Genomic DNA, 22182 nt, shown 5'->3' on the forward strand with positions numbered 1-22182 from the left:
TCCGCCGGCATCACCAAACCGCCATGGATCGCAGTGAAACAGCACCAAACGCTCAGTAAGACCGATTACGGCGGCGAGCTGTGCCAGCAACTGGCCGGGTCCTGCCTGGATCGGTATGTCACCGGTCGGCTGTTGGCCGCGATGGCACCGGCCGCCCTGGAGGTCTCCCTCGCCGCAGCCGAGCAGACCGAGCACCGGCGCGAGGCGGTGGACCGGATCTGGCGCCAGCGCCTGGAGCGGGCCGACTATGCCGTGGACCGGGCCCGGCGCCAGTACCAGCTGGCCGAGCCCGAAAACCGCCTGGTCGTACGCGAGCTGGAGCGCAGCTGGGAGCAGGCGCTGAGCGATCGCCAGCAGCTGGGCGAGGAGTATGACCGCTTCGCCGCTACCCGGCCGCGCGTCCTGACCGCCGAAGAACGCGAGGAGATCCGCACCCTGGCCCATGACCTGCCGGCCGTCTGGCGGGCGCCGACGACATCCGATGCGGACCGGAAACAGTTGATGCGGCACCTGATCGAAATGGTCCACGTGACCGTCATCGGGGACAGTGAACGCGTCACGGTCCGGATCACCTGGGCCGGCGGCCACCAGAGCGACGGCGAGGTCGTCCGCCCGGTCGGGCGGCTGGACCAGCTCAGTTAGTTTCCCCAACTCGCCGCCCGGGCCCGGGAACTGTCCGAAGCAGGCCAGCCCGCCACGGCGATCGCAGTCGCCCTGAACGCCGAAGGACTTCGTCCGCCCAAACGCGTCGAGGAGTTCAGCGCGACAGGTGTGCGTGAACTCCTGCGGCAGATCGGCTGCGGCAGCGGGCAACACCGGCGGCGTCTTCCGGAGCCTGAACTTGGCGCGCACGAATGGTGGTTGAACGATCTCGCCCGCCATACCCGGATCTCACGGGTCACGCTCTACGGCTGGATCAAGCGCGGCTGGATCACCGGACGACAGCTCAACGAACCCCGACGGCCATGGATCGTCCAGGCGGACCCCGAAGAGATCGAACGGCTCCACCGGCTGCACCAGCAGTCCCACGGACGCCGAACGCAGCAAGCCTGGCTCGACCACCAGCGGACGGCGATACTGCACCACAACGAAGGAGACGAAGGCGATGACGGCAAAACGCAGTTATGACAGCACTGCGGCTTGCTCATCTCGACCGCGTGACGCTCCCGGTAGTCGGCCGGATCGAAATGTGGCGGCCGGCCGCCACGGGAACCGAGCTTCTGGCGGTTGCGCGCCTGGTCGGCCTTGTCAGGGATGGTGCAGCGGATGCCGCGGCGGCGCAGGTAGGCGCGGTTCTTGCGGGAGGCGTACGCCTTGTCGGCCCGCACACGATTGGGACGGATGCGGGGCCGGCCCGGCCCGAGTCGGGGCACGCGGACCTTTGCCAGCACGGGCTCGAACTGCGGCGAGTCCCCGCGTTGCCCTGCCGTGACCACGATCGACATGGGCTTTTGGCCCTGCTCGACAGCAAGGTGCAGCTTGGTGGTGAACCCGCCGCGCGAGCGTCCCAGTCCGTGGTCACCCGGCTCAGTGACTACGCCGCCTGGCGGCTCCTTCTGCAAGTCGCCCTGTTTGCGAGCCCCAGCCGCATGCTGGTGGGCGCGGCACACCGTGGAGTCGACGCTCAGGTCCCACGTGATCGCACCCTTCGCGTCGGCCAGGGACTGGAGCCGGGTGAGGATCCGGTACCAGGTGCCGTTCCGCTGCCATCGGCGGAACAGGTCGTAGATCCGTCCCCACGGTCCGTACTCGACGGGTACGTCCCGCCACGGCACACCGGTCCGGACCCGGAACCGTTTGCCATCGATCAACTGCCGCCGAGGCCAGACAGGGGGCCGTCCCGCCTTTGTTCCCTTCGGCAACAACAGCTCCAGCGCCGCCCACTGCTCGTCCGTGAGATCTCCCCGCCCCATAGCCGGTGATCTTCCTCGCTCAAGATCTACTCTCGACACACGGCCTAGCCACGCGGGTACCGCAGCGCAAGACAACAGGTAGGAGACACGTGCCTGCGGCTCCGGGCACCCTGGGCCAACCGGTGCGCCGGAGCCGCAGACTCATCCCGAGCGTATGGCCACCCACCACCGTCACAGGTGTCAGCAGATGCCCTGAAGTCCGCTGTTGATCCATCGCCGTCGGTGAGGACGCGAACGGCGAGGATCAGCAGTTGACTTCGCCGTAACCGATTACTGACCTTGTAGGTGTGGTGCTGCGGGGGCTGACGAGTGGTGGTCGTCGCGGTATGCCCGAACCATGAGGTATCTGCAAGGTGGTGGCCTGACGGACGAACGGCGGGGCTTCCGCGAGCGCATCCGTTGCTGCCCGAGACATCCGCCCTCAAAGTCGCCTCCCTGCTCCGGCAGATCGCCTTCCTCAACGCGGAGATCCTCGCTCTGGACAAGATCCTGGCCCTCAGGCTCGCCGAGGATCTCGGCTACCGGGCCGTGCAGACGATCCCGGGCATCGGCCCGGTCTTCGCCGCCTGATCGTCGCCGAGATCGGCGACATCCACCGCTTCGCCGGCCCCGGCCCACTGTGCTCCTGGGCCGGTCTGACCCCGCGCCACCGCACCTCGGACCTCAAGGTCCACCGCGGCCGCATCACCAAACAGGGCTCGTCGCTGCTGCGCTGGGCCTGCGTGGAGGCCGTCCAGCGCAACCTCGCCGACACCCCCGCCGGTGCCGGACGGTGTGCCGGTGGCGGAGGACGTCGCGGGCGCGGTGCGCTGGGTGCGGGATGCGGTCTTACAAGTGCCCAGCTGAGAGCAGGAGTTGACGGTGCGTCGGACCGAAGCGGGTCCCAGGCGGCGGACATCAAGCCAGGTTTGCTCCGGAATGCGCCATGGATATGAATTCCTGGCGGTGATCGGTCCCGCGTGCGGTGGGATGGCCCGGCGGCCGCGCGGGTTGCGGACTGTCGTCCGTGGGTGTGCGGTCCGTGACGGACCGACGTCATCGAAAGGGCGACATGCCGGTCAAGGTGGTGTTCTTCAATGTGGGGCAGGGCGACTGCACCCTGATCACGTTCTACAAACCGGGGGCGCCGAAGGCGGACGCGGCGGTACTGCTGGACTGCGGGTCCAAACCCGGGGGAGAGGTGGCGCCTCGGGGGTCGGCAGCGGGCACGGCCAAGCAGCGCTTGATCGACCACCTCCGGAAGCGGATCGACGATCACCTGAGGGACCTGGTGAACCCCGGTGTCCTCGACTACCTGATGATCAGCCATCCCGACGAGGACCACTTCAACCTCCTCGAAGACGTCCTGTGCGACCCCGCGACCGGGAAGCTCCGCTACACGCTCAAGAACGTCTGGTACTCCATGGGGCCCGGCGACTACAAGGAGCGGAACAAGACCTTCGTCAAAACCCTGCTGACCAACCCAGCAGCACTGGTGGGCTCCGGTGGGCATGTGCCCGAAGTGGAGCTGAAGCCGGCCGAGGGTTTCCCGGAAAAGGTTTTCACCGGACATCCTTCCGCCGATGCGAACCTCTACCTGGTGAACGGCGGGGCGTTCGCGCATCCCGGCTACTCGGGTGTCGAGAAAGAACGCATCGCCAACCTGTGCAGCCTCATCTTCCTGGTCGTCGGCGAGGAGGACGGCGCCGGCGAACGCCAGAAGGCTCTGCTGATGGCCGACGCCCTGGTGCAGAACGAGGAATCCCTCATCACGCTCGACTCCACTGATCCCTCCCTCAAGCGGGAGAAGAACCTCTGGCTCAAGGCCGGTCACCACGGCAGCAAGACCTCGACCGGCAGGCAGTGGCTGGAGTACACCACCCCTGACGCCCTGTTCGTCAGCACCGGTCCCGTCCTCTTCGGCGGCAAAACAGCCACCTGCACCGATACCGATTTCCACCAGCGCATGCTGAACGACTGGGAAAGCGTCCGCGCCGCGCACAACATCCCGGATCCCAAGGTCACTCGGAAGAAGCCGCGCATCGGGCACTGGGGTTTCGGCTACCAGGACAACACGGGCACCCTTCCATGGAAGTTCCAGTTCCAGGACATGACCGGGAGGGGCGTCTTCAGCACCCTCGGCGGAGCTCCGCTCCCCCCGGACCCATCGGCCCCCGGCAGTCCGGCGGGCGAATGGACAGGTATCGACTGGACCCTGTGGATCGGCCGTGACCAGTACGGCAAGGACGACCCCGGCGCGTACACGATCTCGTACGAATAGGAGGCTTGCCATGGCGCTGACCGTCGAGACGCTGCGCGCGACCCTGCAGGCCGCCGTAGGGCAGCCGGAACTCACCGTCCCACCGGAATTCCTTGAACTGGAGCCCGCCGAGGGGCTGTTCCACGACCACCTCGCCGACGGTGCGTTGCAGGTGCGCGCGCCGGCGATCGATGTGGGCCGTCTCACGGCCGTCGGCACGGTGCCGCTCATGAGTGGCACAGAGGCGCACACAGCCGTACGGTTCCTGGCCGACGACCACGGAAGCGTCGTCGTCGGCGTACGGATCGACGCCGCCTTGCCCGCCGACGCACCCGACCTGCCCAAAGAGCTCCGCGACGCCCTGATCCCGCTGGAACGCTTCGGTCTCGGCGCCCTCCACCTGGTGCTCGGTGTGGAACCGGCCCTCAACGAGCAGTCCGAGGCCGTGGTGGGCGCGGGCGCCGAACTGAACTTCCCCAGCGCACAGGCCGATCTCAAGCCGTATGTATGGGGGTATCCGCCCGCCCAGGGGAACATCTGGCGGCTCGGCGCCGAATTCGCGCCCGTACGCATCACAGCGCTGGACGACCTGACAGCCTTCGCGGACCTCGGTACGGGCGGCTTCGACCTGCCGCCCGACCTCGCACCCGGAACCGGCCTGGCGCTCTCCGCCCTCACGGTCGCGTACGCCGTGGGCAACGGCTCCCCGCAGACCTCCGGCACGAGCGGCATCCGCACCGTCCAGCTGACCGTCGGACTCGACCGGGAGTGGAGCCCGCTGGACGGGCTCACGGTGAATAACCTCCACGCCGATTTCGCCGTGCTCAGCCCCTTCGCCGGTCCCCAGCTCCTCACCACGCTCGGCGGCACGGTCGAGCTCGCCGACGACATTGCCATCGACGTCGAAATCGGCCTCCCGGACCGTTCCTTGACCGGCACCCTGGTCCGGCCCGTCAACGCCGGTCAACTCCTCCAGGACCGTTTCCCCGGCATCCCCGTCCCCGCCACCCTCACCGTCAGCGAACTCACCCTCTGGGCCGAACTCGCCTCGGACGCGGGCAACCGCGGCTACGGACTCGACCTCGCCCTCACCGATGTCTGGCAGCCCGTCCCCGGCATCGAGCTCAGCCAGGTCGTGCTCACCGTCTCGCGCCAGGCCGGGGTGACTCTGGCTGGGCTCGCGGCACGGTGGCAGCTCGACGCGGGGGTACTGGACGTCGCCGGAACCTGGTCCTCCACCGATGGGTGGGCCTTCGCCGCGCACGCGGTCGGTCTGCAACCAGCCGCCATCATGGGGCACTTAGGCATCGATGTGCCCGAAGCCCTGCGCGATCTGACCATCGAAGAACTCTCCGTCGCCTTCGACACCCACGGCCACTTCACCTTCGCGTGCACCACCACCCTCACCGTCGACGAGATCCCCGTCTCCCTCACCGTCACTGTCGACCGCACACCCGGGCACACCCAGGTCTCCGGACTGCTGCGGCTGACCGTCCCGCTCAACGAGGAGACCGAGCGCGTTCTGGAGTTCGCCGTCGACTACGACAGCGACCCCACCGGCCGTATCCTCACCGCCCGCTGGACCGGCACCCCCGGCATCACCGCGCGCGAACTCGCCGGTGCCGTCGGGCTGCCCATCCCCGCAGGAGTCCCCGCCGGGCTCCTGCCCACCCTGGCCTCCGTCGGCCTGCGCTACGACAGGACGGCCGGACGGCTGCTGCTGTCCGCCACCACCGAGGCCGGCGGCGGCATCGTCGTCGCCTCCGTACCAGGCACCCCGCGTACCCTTGTCCTGCTCGTCGCCGCGGACATCTCGGACCTCAGCCCCACCAAGCTGTCCCAGCTGCCGCTCGTCGGCGGCCAGATCCCACCGGGTGTGGACGTCGGCATCACCGGCATCCAATTCCTCGTCACCAGCGGCGCGTTGACCACCACCCAGGTCACGCTGGTCAACGCCGACCTCGATGCCACCGGCTGGACCGGCGGCAAGCTGCCCGTGTCCGGGTCCGGCCTGCCCAAGGGGGCGGTGCTCACCCTCCCGTACGAGGTCGCGGGCGCGGCACAGGACCCGCTCGCCGTCTCCTTCGGGGGAGGCGGGCAGAAGCAGCTCGCGTTGAGGGACAGCGCCGGCGGCGGTCCTGAGTCCGCCGCGTGGGCCGACATCGGCCGCTCCTTCGGACCCCTGCACCTGCAACGCATCGGCGCCGGCTTCGACTCCGGCAAGGTGCTGGTGATGTTCGACGCGAGCATGGGCGCCTCCGGGTTCACCCTGGGCGTCATCGGGCTCGGGATCGCCCTGGACCTCGACACCATGACCGCCGAACCCCGCTTCCAGGGGCTGACCGTCGATCTGCGCCGCAACCCCCTGCATATCGCGGGCGCCCTCATCAACCGCCAGCCGCCGCCCGAGGATTACAAGATCCTCCTCGAGGGTCTGCTCGTCGTCGAGATGCCGAAGTTCGGAGCGCTCGCGCTCGGCGCGTACCAGCGGCGCGGCGACGGCATGACCTCGTTCTTCGCCTTCGGCCGTCTCCAGGGCACCTTCGGCGGACCGCCACCGTTCCGCGTTACCGGCTTCGCCCTCGGCTTCGGCTACAACAGCAGCGTCCGCGTCCCCGAGCAGACCGAGATCGCCCAATTCCCGCTCGTCACCGGCCTGGACGGCGGCCTCGACGACGACCCCCTCAAGACGCTTCCGGAGCTCACCGGCGGGCCCAACCCCTGGGTCAGGCCCGCCGAAGGCCAGATCTGGCTGGCCGGCGGCATCGACTTCACCTCCTTCGAATTCGTGCAGGCCCGCGTCCTGCTGCTCCTCGAAGTCGGCAATTCCCTCACCCTCGCGCTCATCGGCCGCGCCACCGCGAGCTTCCCGCAGAAGGGCGAGAAGAAATACGCCCGCGTCGGCGTCGACCTGCGGATCGTCTACCAGTCCGCGCGCGGCGAACTCGCCGCCACCGCCCAGCTCGTGGACTCCTACGTCATCGACCCGTCCTGCGTGCTCACCGGCGGCTTCGCCTTCTACTCCTGGTTCGGGCCGAGCCCGCACGCCGGGGACTTCGTCTTCACCGTCGGCGGCTACCACCCCGACTACACCAAGCCCGGCCACTTCCCGGTCGTCCCGCGTCTCGGCTTCACCTGGTCCGTCGGCTCGGCCGTCACCGTCAGCGGCGGCGCCTACTTCGCGCTCACCCCCAACGCCGTCATGGCGGGCGGCATGCTGGACGTGCGCTACAAGGCCGGGAATGTCGAGGCGTGGCTGACCGCGAAGGCGGACATCCTGATCCAGTGGGCGCCCCTGCACTTCCGCGCCGGGATCTCCATCCGCATCGGCGCCCGCGTCAAACTGCTCTTCACCGTCAGCGGCGAACTCGGCGCCTCGCTCGACCTGTGGGGACCGCCCACCGGCGGCACGGTCACCGCGAAGTTCGTCTTCATCAAGGTCACCGTCAAGTTCGGCGCCTCGCTGTCCGGTCCCGACGCGCTCACCTGGGACGAGTTCCGTACACAACTCCTCCCGCCCGAGGCCCCGCTCACCGCGCACCCGCTCACCGGCCTGCTCACCGACTCCGACGCCGACCCGGCACTGCGGGCCGCCCGGATCAAGGCCGGTACGGAGCCGTGGCTGGCCGACCCGGCCGGATTCTCCTTCGCCGTCTCCAGCGTCGTGCCCGCGGCACAGGCACAGTTCAACGACCGGGAGCCGGAGAGCCACAGCACCGTCGACATCCGGCCCATGAAGAAGAAGGGCATTGACGGACTGCTCCACGTCACCGTCGAGTACAGCAACACCCGCCGTCGCCAAGTCGCTTCCTGGCAGTCGCTGCCCAACGACGACAAGTGGAAGATCGACGTGGAGCACGGCAATGTGCCGTTCGCGTTGTGGGGCGACCCCGATGTCCCCCAAAAAGACGCACTCGGCCAGGAACCACTCCTCGACCACCTCACCGGCCTGCGCGTCACCGTCCCCCCGCCCGAGACCAACGGCCAGGACCTCGGCCCGATCGCCGAGCGCGACCTCGCCTCCGAGAAGCTCAGCCCCGACGCCACGCTCCCGCTCGACCCGAACGCCGGCCCCACCGGCTCACCCGTCGAGCTCGCCGAACCACTTGGCGCCGGCGTGGGCATCCTCGCCGAACACATCGCCAACCTCGCGGCGGGCTCGGCCCGTACCCGCATGCACGGCGTCCTCGCCGGGCTGTGCCCCGGCACCCCGCTGCCCAACGGCACGGTCGGTGACTACGCCGGGCAGGCCCGCACCGCCGGACTCGACGCGGACCCGCTGCTGCTCACCGAGGACCCCGTACCGCCCGCCCCCGGACCCGTCGTCCTCGTCCTGGACGACACCACCGGGACCATCCTGTCCGTCGACCCGGACACGGCGGCCGTCGTCGGCCGCATACCGGTCGGGCAGCCGGGACCCTACCTGGCGGCGACCTCGGCGGACGGCGCGACGCTCTACGCGGCCGGTACGGACCCGAAGCAGCTGGCGGTCATCGACGTCGTCGCCCAGCAGGTACGTCCGCCGCGCACCGGTATCCAGCTGACCGGGCAGCCGACGGTACTCGCCGTCAGGCGCGACAACTCCCGGGCGGTAGTGGCCCGTCCGGACCGTTTTACCGCCGCCTCCGTCGACCTTGTCGGGAGCGCTGAGCCGGTCCTCACGGACGTCGGTCAGGACGTGCAGAAGATCGGCAGGATCTCGGTCGATGCCGAGGCAGGCCGCCTGTACGTCACGGCCAACGACCTCAGCAAGACGTTCACCTACGACACTTCGGCCGGCGACCGGGTCGGCGACGGCGTCAACGGACCCGCGACGCCCACGTTCGTCACCGCCGGCGAGCCGGGCCGGGTGTACGTCTACGGGGCCGAGGCGAGCAGCAACGGGCAAGTGCAACTCGTCACGGTGCCGAGCAGCGGCACGTGGTACCAGCCGTACAACCTCTCCGCCCGTGGCACCGCACTGGCCTTGCTCACCAACTCGGCCCGGCGCGGCGTCCTGTTGCGCAAGACCGGCGACGGCGGTCAGGTGGTGACGCTGTACGAGCGCCAGGGCTCCACCAAGGACACCATCGCGGAATCCGACGTGGCCATCGGCCCCGACCCCCGCTCCCTCACCCTCGACCCGCGCGACCGCGCCTGGGTGCTCCACGACTCCACCGTCTCCGTCGTCAGCAGCGGCAGCCTGCTCGGTGAACTTCCCCTCGACGCCCGGCCGTTGTCCGTCACTTTCACCCCGGACGCCGCCCGCGCCTTCGTCGCCTGCGACGACGCGACCGTCACCGTCGTGGAGATCCACGACAACGCACCGGTCGCCACAGAGCACTGGCAGCTGCCGCCCGGCACCGTCGCCTCCGCCGCCCTCTACACCGTGTTCGCCGCCCCTGCCCCGGAAAGGGCCGCCCGATGACGGACCAGCGCCGCGCCCCTGCGCGGGCCACCGACCCCAGCTTCGTCCTGCGCTTCCAGGACAACCGCGAACCCGCCATCAACGCAGGCCTCTACCGCGTACGGGCCACGCAGACCCTGCCCGGCGTGGACGGCGCCGGTGACTACCTCGCACCCGTCGAGGAGACCTTCGAGCTCCGCGCCCCGCAGTTCGCGCTCGCCGACGAGCACGTGCACGCCGTCAACCCGGCGCCCGAGGCCCGCTCCGACTACTCCACGACCCTCGCGCACCTCACGCTCACCGACCCGCTCCTGCCGTGGATGCGGCGCCTGGACGAGTCCGGGGCCGCCCTCGCGGAAGCCCCCGAGGAACCCTGGCTCGCGCTTCTCCTCTTCGCCGAGGGCGAGTTGCCCGGCGACCCCGAGTCCGCGGCCCTGACCGTGCCCATGACGGCGGAGGAACTTCTCACCGACGCCGACGGCGTACGCCACCCCCGCATCGCACCCTCGCAGATCGAGGGCGACCCGACGGCGCTCTGCCACACCGTGGACATCCCCGGCGACGTCTTCGCCACACTCGCCCCCCGCACCGACGAGCTCCGGCACCTGATCCACGTCCGGGACGTCCGCACGGACACCGGCCTGCGCGGCGAACAGCTCGCCGAGGGCACATACGCGGTCGTCGTCGCCAACCGGCTGCCCGACCGCGAACGCGAGATCCGCTACGCCGCGCACCTCGTCGCCCTGGAGGGCTGCCGCTCCATCCTCACCGACGCGGACGCCGGGCGGCTGACCGCCGACGTACGGATCCGCCTTGCCGCGCTGCGGAGTTGGTCCTTCACCAGCAACCCGGCACCCGGCGGGGGCTTCCCCGGGCGCGTACGGCACTTCCTCTTCGACGAGACAGAGCAGGAACGCGACCTGCTGCTGCACGTCCCCCCGCCCCCGGCCGAGCCGCCCGCCGGGGCCGACCCCGCCGCCTACACCACGGCCCGCGCCCGGCTGACCTCCGGCCGGGTGCCACTGGCCTACGGCCTGGAGACCGGCGAGCGCAGCTACGCCTGGTACCGGGGCCCGCTCACCGCCGAGCCCGCTCAGCCCCTGCCGGAGACGCCCGCCGCCGGCTGGACGAGCGCCGCGCAGCTGATGGCGTACGAGAAGGCGTGGGGGCTGTTCGACGCAGGCTGGGGAGCGGCCTGGACCCTGGGCCGCGCACTGGCCCTCGCGGACGCGGACTTCGCGGCGATGCTGACCGCGTGGCACGCGAAGGCCCGTGCGCGGGCCGCGGTGCTGGCGCAGCGGCTGGCGGCGGTGGGTCTTGAGGCGAGGGGTGCGGACGGGGCGGCGGAACGCGCCCTCGGCCCCCGCCCCTTCGGCACTCTTCTCGAAGAGCTTGCCGCCGACGGTACCGCCGCACGGCTGCTACGGGCCGGTACGCACCCCGTACAGACCCGGCACGCACCCCCGCCCGAGCCCTTCCGGCGCACCCCAACCGCCGGGCGGCGCGGGGCCGGCCGGGCCGCGCGGACCGCCGAGCTGCTCACCGATCCACCGCTCTCCCTGAGGAACGCCCTCACCGCCCAACTCGCCGACGCCGCCGCCCCGATCAGCGCATGGCTGCAGCGGCTGCGCCTGCTGCACCACATCCCCTTCACCGACCTTGTCCCCGACGAGAACGCCCTCCCCGTCGAGTCCCTGCGCCTGTTCTACGTCGACCCAGGCTGGCTCACCGCGCTCGTCTCCGGCGCGGCGGGCATCGCCATCACCGGCGAGTCCGACGCCGCCCTCGCCCGGATCGCCGCGCCCTGGGCACGCGGCGACGACGAGGAGCCGACTCCCCGCGCCGGCGTGCTCATCCGGTCCGCGCTCGTCCAGGAATGCCCCGGGCTGCTCGTCCGCCCGTACCGGGGCCACGGCGACGACACCCGCACCCCCATCGCCGTACTGCGCCAGGACGTCCTCGGCCCCGACGTCCTGCTCGTCCTCTTCGAGCAGGTACCCGACGAGGTGGAACTGGCCGAGCCGCCCGAGGGCCTGTCCTTCGGCGTCGACATCAGCCAGAGCAGGCGGCGGGTGATCAACCTGCGGCGCGTGGACCCGCCTGCCGTCGCCCGGCAGATCGACGGCGAGGCGTTCCCGCACCCCGAGGGCCCCGACGGACTCGACGCGTATCTGCGTCCCGACCCCGCCGGCCGACGCGCCGTCCTCGACCTGCGCCCCGCCGACGCCGACGGGCTGCTGCGCAAACTCGGCGACCGCCTCGCCGAACTGGGGCAGTCGGCCGCGGACCGCTTCGGCCCCGCGGGCCTGGCCGTCCAGCTCGTCAACGCGCCCCGCCGTCAGCTCATCACCCGCGGGACGGCCCGATGACCGCGAAGACCCCCGAAGAAGGGCAGAACCGCGCCGTGACGCAACCCTCCGCAGCACCGGGCCCACAGCCCCTCGTCGTGCCCGTGCAGATCGAGGCCCTGACCGTCAACGAACGCGTCCGCCACGCCGAGGTCTTCCAGCGCTGGCAGGCCAACTACGCCCTGACCCGGCTGAACCTGTCGCCCGAACCGCCCGCGTTCTCCAACACCGACACGGCCTTCAACGCCGACCCCGAGCGCGAAGGCATCTATCTGCACTGGCAGTTGCCGCAAGCGCTCACCCACGGCGTGGACGAGGAGGGCGACGGCGTCCCCGTCTTCCCGCGCGTGCCCAACCGCTGGCTCGTCGTCCGGCAGGCCATCGCCACCGGCTCCGGGGAACGCACCGACACCGGCTGGATCGTCGAGAGCGACTACCTGGACCCGGCCCACGGCTCCAGCACCTACATGGACCGGGACGGCCGCCTCACCCGCATCGGCCGCCGCATCGACCTCGCCGACGGCGCGTGGAGCGAACCCGGCACCCCGGGCGGGCTGTTCCTGACCGCCGTCGGCCCCGGCCTGCCGACCTTCGCCGCGTACCAGCCGTACAACCGCGACGTGTTCTCCGTGCACGACCGCGCGGACGACCTCGACCCGGACACCGCCTACCAGATCGACTACCTGGTCGCGGGCTGGTACAGCGACCCCGCCGCCGACCCGCTGGCCGGGGACCTCGCGGAGCGGCTGGCCGCGCTCAACTGGACGGCCACGGGTACGGCACCCGACACGGCCCGCACTGTCTGCCACGGCACCGCCCTCGACGTGCAGTGGCAGCGCCGGGGCAGCGGCATGCCCGCCTCCGACCGGCCCGACTACGTCACCATCGGCGTGGGCAACAACACCGAGCACGCCACCAAGGCCATCAAGGAGTACGCGGCGCGGCGCGCCGGATCCCCGCCCGAGCTGGCCGCCCTGCTCTCGGCCGTGCACTCCGGCGTCCTCGACCTGCTCGAGGAACCCGACGGCCAGTTCCAGGCCGAACGCACCCTGCACGCCTCGTGGTTCACCCCCGAGTCCGGCGGATACACCTGGGTGCTGGAGGAGGCCGAGAAGCCCGGCACGCCGGAACCCGCCGCACGCAGGCGGCGGCCGCGTGCCGTACGCAGCGCGTACGCCCAGGCCCTCGCCGAGCTCAACAAGGGCCAGGCCGCGCACGACGCCGCCGTCCAGGACCTCATCGCCGCGCAGCGCCGGCTGTACGACCTGTGGTGGGCGGCGAACCTGCCGAAGGTGCCGGACGCGCCGGGCGAGCAGGCCGGCAAGTACCGCGAGGACCTCGCGGCACGTGTGGGGGACGCCACCAAGGCGGCGAAGGACCAGCGCGACCGGGTGGCACGCCTGCGTGCCGAGATCCCCTGGGGCGACACCCCTGAACAACTCGCCGCCGCCATCCGCAAGCACCAGCTCGACCACGGCCTCCCGCAGGACGAGGTCATCCTCAAGCGCGCCGTCCTGCCCGACCACCACCGGCCCAATGACCCGGTCATTGTCATCCGAGGGACGAAGGACCGTCCCCTTCCGCCGGACCCGGAGCACGTGGCGAGCGCCGACCCGTACGCGGTGCGCGAAGGCGAGTACGACGACAGCGAACAGGACGAGGACCCGCCGCTGGCGTGCCGCTGGCCGGACGCGCTCGTCACCGGGGTACGGGTCGGGGGGAGCCCGGTCTCCGCGAGCGACGCGCAGACTCCGAAGCCGCCCAACCTCCCGTCTCCCGACGGGCTGTCCGGCGTGCTGGTGGCCCTGCTGCGCGAGCTGTTCCACCTCGCGTCCTCCAACGCCCGTACGCTCGCGAGGGCCACCGGCTTCAACGACTGGCAGACGCTCGCCACCGCCATGCGCGATCCGCGCTCCAACGCCATCGGCACCCCCGGCGCGTGCACCGCGCAGTGGCAGCAGCCCTGGCAGCCCCTGTTCTTCGAGTGGAAGGTCGACTACTTCCCCATCGAATGGCAGGGTGACCCGGACGGCGGCCAGGCGGACCGCGCCAACTGGAGCTTCGACGGCACCGAATACCACTGGCTCGGCACCGGCGCCCACCCCGTCCCCCTCAGCCTCAGCGGCCGCCAGTTCCTCACTCCGACACCCTCGGAGACCATGGTCGCCGCGCTGCGCCAGTACGCCCGGACCCACCCGGGCCCGGGAGCAGCCGCGCTGCGGGCGCTCGCCCGGCAGGTCGAGGACGACGCCGACTGGTTCTCGCAGCCCCTCGCCGGCTTCACCGAACAGCTGGCCGCCCGCGCGTCCACCCCCGCCACCCTCAGCCCCCACTCCAAGCTTCCGGACGACCTGCGCACCGCGCTCACCGAGGCATCCGGCCGCACCCTTCCCCCTAACCCCGGCGCCCTCCCGCGCCCGTTCACCGGCTGGAACGAGAGCCCCTACCAGCCGCTGCGCGCCGGACAGTTCGCCTTCGCCCGGCTCGCCGTCATCGACCGCTTCGGGCACGCCCTGCCCGCGATCTTCCCGGACCCGAGGGCACTGCGGTTCGCTCCCGGCAACGAGCCCGGCGACGTGATCGGCGTCGGCGTGCCCGCTCGCCGCTTCGCACCCGAACTCCCCGAGGAACTGACTCCCTCGTGGAAGGACCCGGAAGACCCCGGCCAGGGCCACTGGACCATCAACCCGCCCACCTGGTACCGCTTCACCCAGCTCACACCCCGCCTGACCCAGCCCGCCCGGGCCGGCTTCTCCCTCCTCGACGCCCGGAACGACCTCAACCCGCTGACGACCGCGAGCGACCCGGACACGACCCCGGTGTCCGCGTGGCTCGTCCCCGGGTACCTGGACCGCGCACTGTACGCGTACGGGCCCGACGGCACTCCGCTCGGCGAACTGCGCACGACCCTGCCGCCCAGCGGCAGCCCGCACGTGACCTGGCACGCGTTGCCGTACTCGCAGTACCGCACGATCGACGACCTGCACGACAACTACCCGATTCTGCACGGCTTCCTGACCGCACTGGTCGCCCCGGACCGGGGCCCGGCTGCCCTGCGCTCCCTCCTCACCGTCATCGACCGCACGCTGTCCACCACCGCTCCCACCGGGGACGCCGCGCCCCCGCACACCCCGAGCGTGCTCGTCGGACGGCCGCTCGCGCTGATGCGCGTCCGCTTCGACATCGACCTCGACGGCCCGCCGTACACCGACCCCTCGTGGGAGAACCTGCGCGATCCGCAGGCGCCGGAGTACCCCGGCTACCGCTGGCCGGTCCGGCTCGGTGAACGCAACGAGCTGGCGGACGGACTCGTCGGCTACTTCCACGGCGAGCACCGCGACACGGACTACCGGGTACTGCACACGGTCCTGGGCAGGACCGAACTCCCCGACGAGGCACGGGAGTACTTCGACCCGATCGGTACGGGCGCCTCCCTCACCCTGCCCGCCCGGCCCCCGGGCAGCGACCCCGACCACCGGAACGCCGCCTACCTCACGCTGCTCGCCGACCCGCGCGGCACGGTCCACGCCACCACGGACGTCCTGCCCGCCGCCGAAGTCCGCCTGCCCGCCCGGCTCGTGGAGCCGCCGCTGGCCGAACTCCCGGTGTCCTTCCGGCTGGGGCCGCTGCCGGTGAGCGAGTACGTACCGGACCCGGCGGAGGCGCGTTCCGGGCCGCCCGCGCTCGTCCTGCCGCGCCCGTCCGACCGGTACGGCACCTGGACCTGGGTGCAGAACGAGACAGCGGACACGTGGAGCGAGGCCACCACGTACGCCTCTGACGATGAACCGCACCACCCGTATCCCGCGCCGACGTTACGCACCGGCCGCCTCACCCTGCGTCCTGTGAAGGCCGACGACCAGACCGAAGGAGAGCGCCGATGAGCGACTGCGTGCTGAGCTACGCCCTGACGACCGTCCCTGCCCCGCTGACTGTCAGCCCGCCCAAGTCCGGCCCCGGCAACGAGGACGAACTGGCCTACGGCTCCATCGACCTCGTCATCTCCAACAGCGGCAGCACGCCGGTGCGGTGCAGCCGCATCGCCATCGTCCTGCCGGTCGGCTCCCTCGCCCAGGACCTGGCCCTGACGGGCGAGGGCATCGCACCGTACGTCGAGCCGGAGTCCGGGTGGACGATCGTGGGTCCGCAGCCGGATGTGCTGCTCGCCGTACCGACCGCGGAGACAGCGGTGTTCCCGGCGGCGGGGGAGACGTCGAAGGTGCGGTTCAGCGTCGAGCCCACGGGCGGGACGAGCGAAGTCACCGTCGACGGGCTGTACATCACCCTGAAGAACATCGCGATCAGCAACAAGACCGGTGTCGCCCGGATCGGCATCGAGGAGTGGGCGACAACGGGTTCCACGATCCCGGACGTGCCGAACACAGGGACGCTGGATGTCGCGAAGTTCCCCTTCCGCAGCGGGGCGGACCCCGCGCCGGGGGTTGGGCGGGCGCTGGTTGCCGTCACGTCGCAGGGCGGCCCGCCGGCCACGCGGATCGACTCCGGGGCCCCCGTGCGGCTGGAGTGGCACCATGTGCGGGGTGACAACCACGAGTTGTACATGGATGGGCGGCGGGTGACGGACCCCTCGATCCCGGGCGGGAGCGTGTATCCGGTTCCGGCGGGGACGGTGCTGCGGGACACGGCGTTCGCGCTGAAGACGGTGACACCGACGCCGGACGGCGGGTTCGTGACGCGGTGGGATCACTTGACGGTGTGCGTGACGGACCAGACGCTTGCAAGCCTGACGGTGAGCGGCGCGCTGACCGCGAAGGGCGCGGTGACGGCTGAGAAGACACTCGATGTGGCGGAGGCGGTGACGGCGAAGAGCACGCTGGGCGTCACAGGGAACACGACGGTCGGCGGGACGCTCGGGGTGACGGAGAACACGACGGTCGGGGGGACGCTCGGGGTAACGGGGAACACGACGGTCGAGGGGACCCTCGGCGTCACGCGGAAGCTGACAGCCGGCAATGACGTCCAGGTGGACGGCGCCGCCACCATCGGCGGAAGCGTCTTCCTCAACGGAGCTGTTGGCTCAGGGGGAACAGGAAGTTCAATTGCTGTCCCGGGGCAGGTGACATTTACCGCGAAAACCTCAGGAATCGTTGTCGGGATGGCCCAGTCCGGGTCGCGGTACAGCTCCTGCGTCGTGACTGTCTCGGGAGGTGCCGGTGGGGATGTCAGGACTACGGCATGTGCTGACAACGATCCGAAGAGTCAGCATCATGTGCAAATGTCCTCGGCGACGGCATTTGTGAGGAAGGGGGCCACTGTGACCGTTAAAGCTGAGCACCAAACAAGTAGTGACGGTGGGTGGAACTATCTGTACGCCTACTACCGCTGGATTCCCTTCGGCAACATCTCTTCCCTCTCAGGTTCGGAGAGTTCCCCGGAGTCCCTGAGTGATGAGCCAAGCAGCGGGACGGCGTGATGCCGTGGGCCGGAACATTCGACGTCCGGCCCACGACACAGGCTCTGCGTACCAACGACTTCAGTGAAGAGCATTTCCACGCGCGGACGGCCGGTTCGGTGATCGTGGATACCGGTTGTCATGCGGCGGTGGCCGCGTAGTTGATTGCTGCTCGTAGGCGTTCGGGCTGATCTGGCCGAGGGGGGAGCGGTCGTAGAGCCGGGCCGCCGCCTACGGTCAGTCCAGGCCGGCCAACCTCATGTTCACGTACAAGCTGCAGCGCCGGCTCGCCGCGCACGGCACCACCGTCGCGGTCGCCGCCCATCCCGGCGTGTCCAACACCGACCTCATCCGCAACACCCCCGCCGCGCTCCGCCTGCCCGTCACCTGGCTCGCGCCGCTGATCACCCAGACGCCGGCCATGGGCGCCCTGCCCACCCTGCGCGCCGCCACCGACCCCGGCGCGCTCGGCGGCCAGTACTACGGCCCCGGCGGGCGCAACGAGGTCAAGGGCCACCCCCGGCTGGTCACCTCCAGCCCGGAGTCGTACGAGGTAGCCGTCCAGCAGCGACTGTGGGCCGTCTCCGAAGACCTCACCGGCGTGAAGTTCCCCGTCGTTCAGTCCCAGCAGAACTCGTTTCCCTCCGGATCGGCCATCACGACGTAGCCCGCGCTGGTAGGAGGCGCCGGCTCGTCCGGCGCTCCGCCGCCCGACGGCCGACGCGATCCAGCTGTTCTGTCCCGGGAGGTTGTGGACGGGTGAGCCAGGCCTCGGCTAAGGGATCTTGAACAGGTGAGGGCTTCCGGTTCGGTGTGGATTGCGACGTCTGCCCCCGGCCACCGCCGCCCAGCCCGCCTCCTTCGCGGACCACACCTCACAGACCGCGGTTGTGCCCAAGGTTGGCGTCGCGGCAGGCGCCGAGACCACGAACAACACCGGCGACCACACCCCCCTGATCGCCGCCGGCGCGGGCACCGCCGCACTCGGCGCGGCCGGCTTCGTCGCCCTGCGCCGCCGCGCCGCCCGCCGCGTCTGACCCCGGCTTTTGGGCCAGTGCTTTTGGGATTAGCCGTCGACGATCTTCGGCATGACTGATTCCCGGCTCGGGAATACTCGACATGCCGGATATATCATTCTGTGACCAGAAGGTGAACTCGGCGGCGACACAAGACTGTAATTCCGGTTACTGCCATTTGGCGAGTTTCAGCGTACCGCCGTCTTCCTGGTTCACCCGCCAGGACCTTGCCACCGACTCCAACCACGGCGTGCGCCACAACGCCCGCGTCAGCCTGCTGGCCTCACTCCTGGCCCAGGAATACCGGCTCGACGCCCACGACACGGCAGCAGCCTGCGCCGCAGGCGCCATCCACGACTGCCGCCGACGCAACGACCGCGACGACCCAGGCCACGGACAGCGCGCGGCCACCTTCCTCCTGGCCAACGCCGACGCGGTCACCAACGCCCTCGGCCGCCCCGTGCCGCAAGAAGCCCTCCACCGCGCGGCGACCGCCATCGCCCTGCACGACGTGCCGTACGAACAGTTCACCGACCGGCAACAACGCGCCTACCAGGCATCCCCGCTGCTGGTGGACGTGCTCAAGGCGGCCGACTGCCTGGACCGCTACCGCCTGCCGCTCCAGCGCTGGTGGCCAGACCCATCCCGACTGCGCCGGCCTCTGCCGCCCTGGGCCCCCGCGGCTGCCTTCGCCTTCGTCACCCGCAGCGAGAGAGCCCGCCTCGACGGCACCGCCAACGCCCACGCCCTGCACCACGCACACCAGACACTCACCCGCGGCCTGTAGGAGAACCCACCGTGGACACCGAACTCGACGACGCCCACACCGACCACACCCAAACACCGACCCGCCAGGCACCCTCCGGCCTCGCCGAGACCGAGACCGACTGGCAGCACCGCCTTCTCCACGACACCCCCAACGGCCGGCTCCTGACCGACAACACCATGACCAAGACCCTGACCAGCGGCCGCCCGGTCCACCTGATGCACACCACGACCGCACTCGACGCCATCCGCCGCAGCGGCCAGCTCCACGTCTCCTCCGGCTGCCTCGTCGCCGCCCTGTACTGCGCCCCACTGACACCCGAGCCCGCAGGCCTGCGCCCACACAACCTGGGCGCCTACCTCCTCCAGACCAAACCCCACACCCGAACCCTGACCATCCAGGTCACCCCCGCCCGCCCCGCCCCGGCCAAAGGCATCGACTACCTTCGCCTGGGCCGCATCCACCTGCGCACCTACCTCCAACACCGCAGCTTCCTCACCGAGCCANCGCCGGCACCCGCACGCCGCCGGCCGCCTTCCTCGACCAGCTCGCCGCCGCCGTACCGGGCCTGCCGTTCCTGGGCTACCTGTACTTCGAGGTCCTCTCCGAGTACCTGATGCTGCACTCCACCAGCCCCGAGACCAGGAAATGCGCCGCGGCCGGAGAGATGAGCAACCGTCTCTACAAGCGGCTGGCCTTCTCGGCGGTGACCGGAATGGACAAGCTGTTCGACCTGTCCCGCTTCCACCCCGACCACACCCGCCTGTGCGAACTCATCGCTCGCATCGAACCCCACCTGGCGACCGATGCCGCTGTCTACACTCGCGACCGCCTGGCCCATCTGTTCGCGGCCATCGCCCTCGCCCCCCACCAGGACGTAACCGCCTACAGCTTCCGCGAGGGCATGTTCGACGAACTCGCCCTGACCGCTCCATCCTTGCTGGGCCAATCGGTCTTCCGCGAGATGCGGATCCTCGACAGGTACCCGCAGCTCTACCTCGCCTTCGAACAGGCCAAAGCTCTCCCGGCATGGAACTACTGGAACAGCCTCGGAATCGCGACGCCGTTCAACGGCTTCCTCCCCAAAGGAGAAATCGGCGTCAACCCCGCCTACCCCGACGCGGACATCAAGGTATGGCTCGCCGAGAGCTGCGGGCGCGGCCTCCTCCACCCGGCCGAACCCCTGGACGTCACTTTCGCTCCACGCCTGGCCGACCTGGGCATGACTGCCATGCGCCGCGATGCCACCGGCAAGGCCGCCGGACACCCGGCCCCCGCTGGCGCGCCCGCCTCATGAGGGCAACTTGCTGCGACGCAATCAGACAGCCTCCAGCCAGGTGAGCCCTACAGCTCCATGGCTCCGCAACCCAGTGTTACTCGTCGCCGCAGACTGCCGACAACACAGAGTGACAGCTACGTCAACTACATGATCGGCTTCATGGAAATCTTGACTGAGCCACGTTTCAAACGACGCCCACACCCTCGACCTCACGTCACGTCAGAGCGACCAACTCGCGTTGAGCGTCGCTTAGTTGTGCTGTGACCAGGAAGGTCCACCATGTCGCGACGGTTGGCACGGTGCCTCGACGAGGCATTGTCGGGCCATCGAAATGCGTCCGGGAGGAGCCGTGGCCCGCCGCCGTGCGATGCACCGCACGGGCCGCCGGCCGGGCGGCCTCCGTGCGGGTGGTGACTTCGCGCCCGGTCCGGGCTCGCGCTCGCCGCCTGCCCCTCCCGGCCGGAAGGGGCAGGGCAGGCGTTTAATCGGATGTGCTTGCGGTGCAGGCTTGTTAAGTTCGCCGTGTGCCGAAGCTGAATCAGATCATCGCAGTCGAAAAGGGCGTCAAGTCCAAGGCTCTCCAGGAGCTCACCCAGGCTCACCAGGACGTGCAGAAGCCCGCCCTGCTGGCAGGCATCTCCCGGACCTACCAGCCCAAGGACGAGGAGGGTGAGCAGCTGCCGCCCGAGTCCACGCGGGTGCAGATCAAGGCCGAGGATGCTCTGCGGGCGACCGCCGAGACGCTGACGCGGCTCTTCGACGTGACCGCGACGAAGGACTGGGCGAACCGGTCCGCGGCCGCGGACGTGGTGGTCGACGGTACGGTGCTGTTGCCCCAGGTGCCTGTCCCGTATCTGTTGTTCCTGGAGAAGCAACTTACCGACCTGCACACCTTCGTGCGCAAGCTGCCAGTGCTCGACGCCTCCGAGTCGTGGAACCTGGACCCCTCGACGGACTCGTGGAAGACGGACCCGGTGCGGACCATCCGTACGAAGAAGGTTCCGCGCAACCACGTGAAGGCCGAGGCTACGGAGAAGCACCCGGCACAGGTCGAGGTGTACTACGAGGACGTCCCGGTCGGTTACTGGACCACGGTGAAGTTCTCCGGCGCGCTGCCCGCCCGGCGGGTCAACGAGCTCCTCGACCGGGTCGAGAAGCTCCAGCAGTCCATCAAGTTCGCCCGTGAGGAGGCGAATAACACCGAGGTCACCGACCAGCGGGTCGGCGACGCGGTATTCGGCTACCTCTTCCGGTAGCCCCACATACGCCCTCCGCCGCGAGCGGAGGGTGCGCGATGAGCGCAAGCTGAAACTGATATTGAAGCTGATGAAGGGGTGTCAGTTGGGGGTTCGAATCCCTCTCCCCGCACCACGTGCGGGGGTGGCCCAAGCCTGGCAGAGGCGGCCCCGTGAAACTCAGATTCTCGCTCCAGTCTCAGTATTCGCCGCCGAACACCGGATCGACCGAGCGTGGGCGAACATCGACGGATGGGGGTTCAAGTCCCCCCGGCGCCTCTCTCCTGGCGCTGTAGTTCAAAGGCAGAACACGTCGATCTCAACATGACCCGCGGCTCTTAAACGCCGCCGGTGTGCGCAAATGGGTGGCAAGCTGGAGCCCGGGAGCTGGACATGCTCCCGGGCTCCGTCACGTTCCGGCCCGCGGCTTGTAGGACTCCGTGACAGGGATCCTCAAGAGGCAACGGCCCGCGAGCGTCGACTGACGCGCGCGTCGGCACGGTGGAACCACCCTCGTGAGACATCACACTTAGAGGTCATCTCATTTGGCTAGTCTCCGGTAGCAGATGAGGGTGCAGGCGATGCTG

Annotated in this window: 11 protein-coding genes and 3 pseudogenes; 13 read left to right on the plus strand and 1 reads right to left on the minus strand. The window is 70.1% G+C overall.

The window, feature by feature from the left end; all coding sequences use genetic code 11:
• A pseudogene (locus ABD346_RS34720) lies at positions 1–642 on the plus strand (recombinase family protein); the annotation flags it as partial.
• 506 nt (positions 643–1148) lie between these two features.
• Here ABD346_RS34720 and ABD346_RS34725 read toward each other — a convergent pair.
• A pseudogene (locus tag ABD346_RS34725) lies at positions 1149–1913 on the minus strand (IS5 family transposase); the annotation flags it as partial.
• A 399-nt stretch (positions 1914–2312) separates the two neighbouring features.
• On the opposite strand from ABD346_RS34725, the gene ABD346_RS34730 reads away from it, so the two are divergent.
• The 12 genes and pseudogenes from ABD346_RS34730 (at position 2313) to ABD346_RS34780 (ending at position 21616) form a co-directional block, all read left to right on the plus strand.
• Entirely contained in the window at positions 2313–2483 is a 171-nt protein-coding gene (locus tag ABD346_RS34730) for a hypothetical protein (protein ID WP_344380305.1), read from the plus strand.
• Positions 2484–2494: 11 nt separating this feature from the next.
• Complete coding sequence (locus tag ABD346_RS38710; protein WP_381225403.1) at positions 2495–2848, plus strand: transposase; 354 nt, start codon at positions 2495–2497, stop codon at positions 2846–2848.
• A gap of 86 nt (positions 2849–2934) precedes the next feature.
• Positions 2935–4173 (plus strand): ComEC/Rec2 family competence protein, encoded by a 1239-nt coding sequence (locus ABD346_RS34735; RefSeq protein ID WP_344380306.1) that lies wholly within the window; start codon positions 2935–2937, stop codon positions 4171–4173.
• A 1270-nt stretch (positions 4174–5443) separates the two neighbouring features.
• Entirely contained in the window at positions 5444–9559 is a 4116-nt protein-coding gene (locus ABD346_RS34740; RefSeq protein ID WP_381225406.1) for a DUF6603 domain-containing protein, read from the plus strand.
• Entirely contained in the window at positions 9556–11907 is a 2352-nt protein-coding gene (locus tag ABD346_RS34745) for a hypothetical protein (RefSeq protein WP_344380308.1), read from the plus strand. Before ABD346_RS34740 ends, ABD346_RS34745 begins: the two co-directional genes overlap by 4 nt.
• Positions 11904–15770: a hypothetical protein gene (locus tag ABD346_RS34750; protein WP_344380309.1), complete on the plus strand. Its 3867-nt coding sequence runs from the start codon at positions 11904–11906 to the stop codon at positions 15768–15770. The genes ABD346_RS34745 and ABD346_RS34750 overlap by 4 nt, the downstream gene beginning before the upstream one ends.
• Positions 15767–17320, plus strand: a complete 1554-nt coding sequence (locus ABD346_RS34755) for a hypothetical protein (RefSeq protein ID WP_344380310.1) — start codon at positions 15767–15769, stop codon at positions 17318–17320. Before ABD346_RS34750 ends, ABD346_RS34755 begins: the two co-directional genes overlap by 4 nt.
• A gap of 196 nt (positions 17321–17516) precedes the next feature.
• A pseudogene (locus ABD346_RS34760) lies at positions 17517–17966 on the plus strand (SDR family NAD(P)-dependent oxidoreductase); the annotation flags it as partial.
• A 151-nt stretch (positions 17967–18117) separates the two neighbouring features.
• Positions 18118–18336, plus strand: coding sequence for an LPXTG cell wall anchor domain-containing protein (locus tag ABD346_RS34765; protein ID WP_344380311.1), 219 nt, complete (start codon positions 18118–18120; stop codon positions 18334–18336).
• A 157-nt stretch (positions 18337–18493) separates the two neighbouring features.
• Entirely contained in the window at positions 18494–19102 is a 609-nt protein-coding gene (locus ABD346_RS34770) for a hypothetical protein (protein ID WP_344380312.1), read from the plus strand.
• A gap of 646 nt (positions 19103–19748) precedes the next feature.
• Entirely contained in the window at positions 19749–20378 is a 630-nt protein-coding gene (locus ABD346_RS34775) for a hypothetical protein (protein ID WP_344380313.1), read from the plus strand.
• A 506-nt stretch (positions 20379–20884) separates the two neighbouring features.
• Entirely contained in the window at positions 20885–21616 is a 732-nt protein-coding gene (locus ABD346_RS34780; protein ID WP_344380314.1) for a DUF7873 family protein, read from the plus strand.
• The last annotated feature ends 566 nt before the right edge of the window (positions 21617–22182 follow it).

This window comes from Streptomyces mauvecolor (assembly GCF_039532965.1).
Taxonomy (GTDB): domain Bacteria; phylum Actinomycetota; class Actinomycetes; order Streptomycetales; family Streptomycetaceae; genus Streptomyces; species Streptomyces violascens.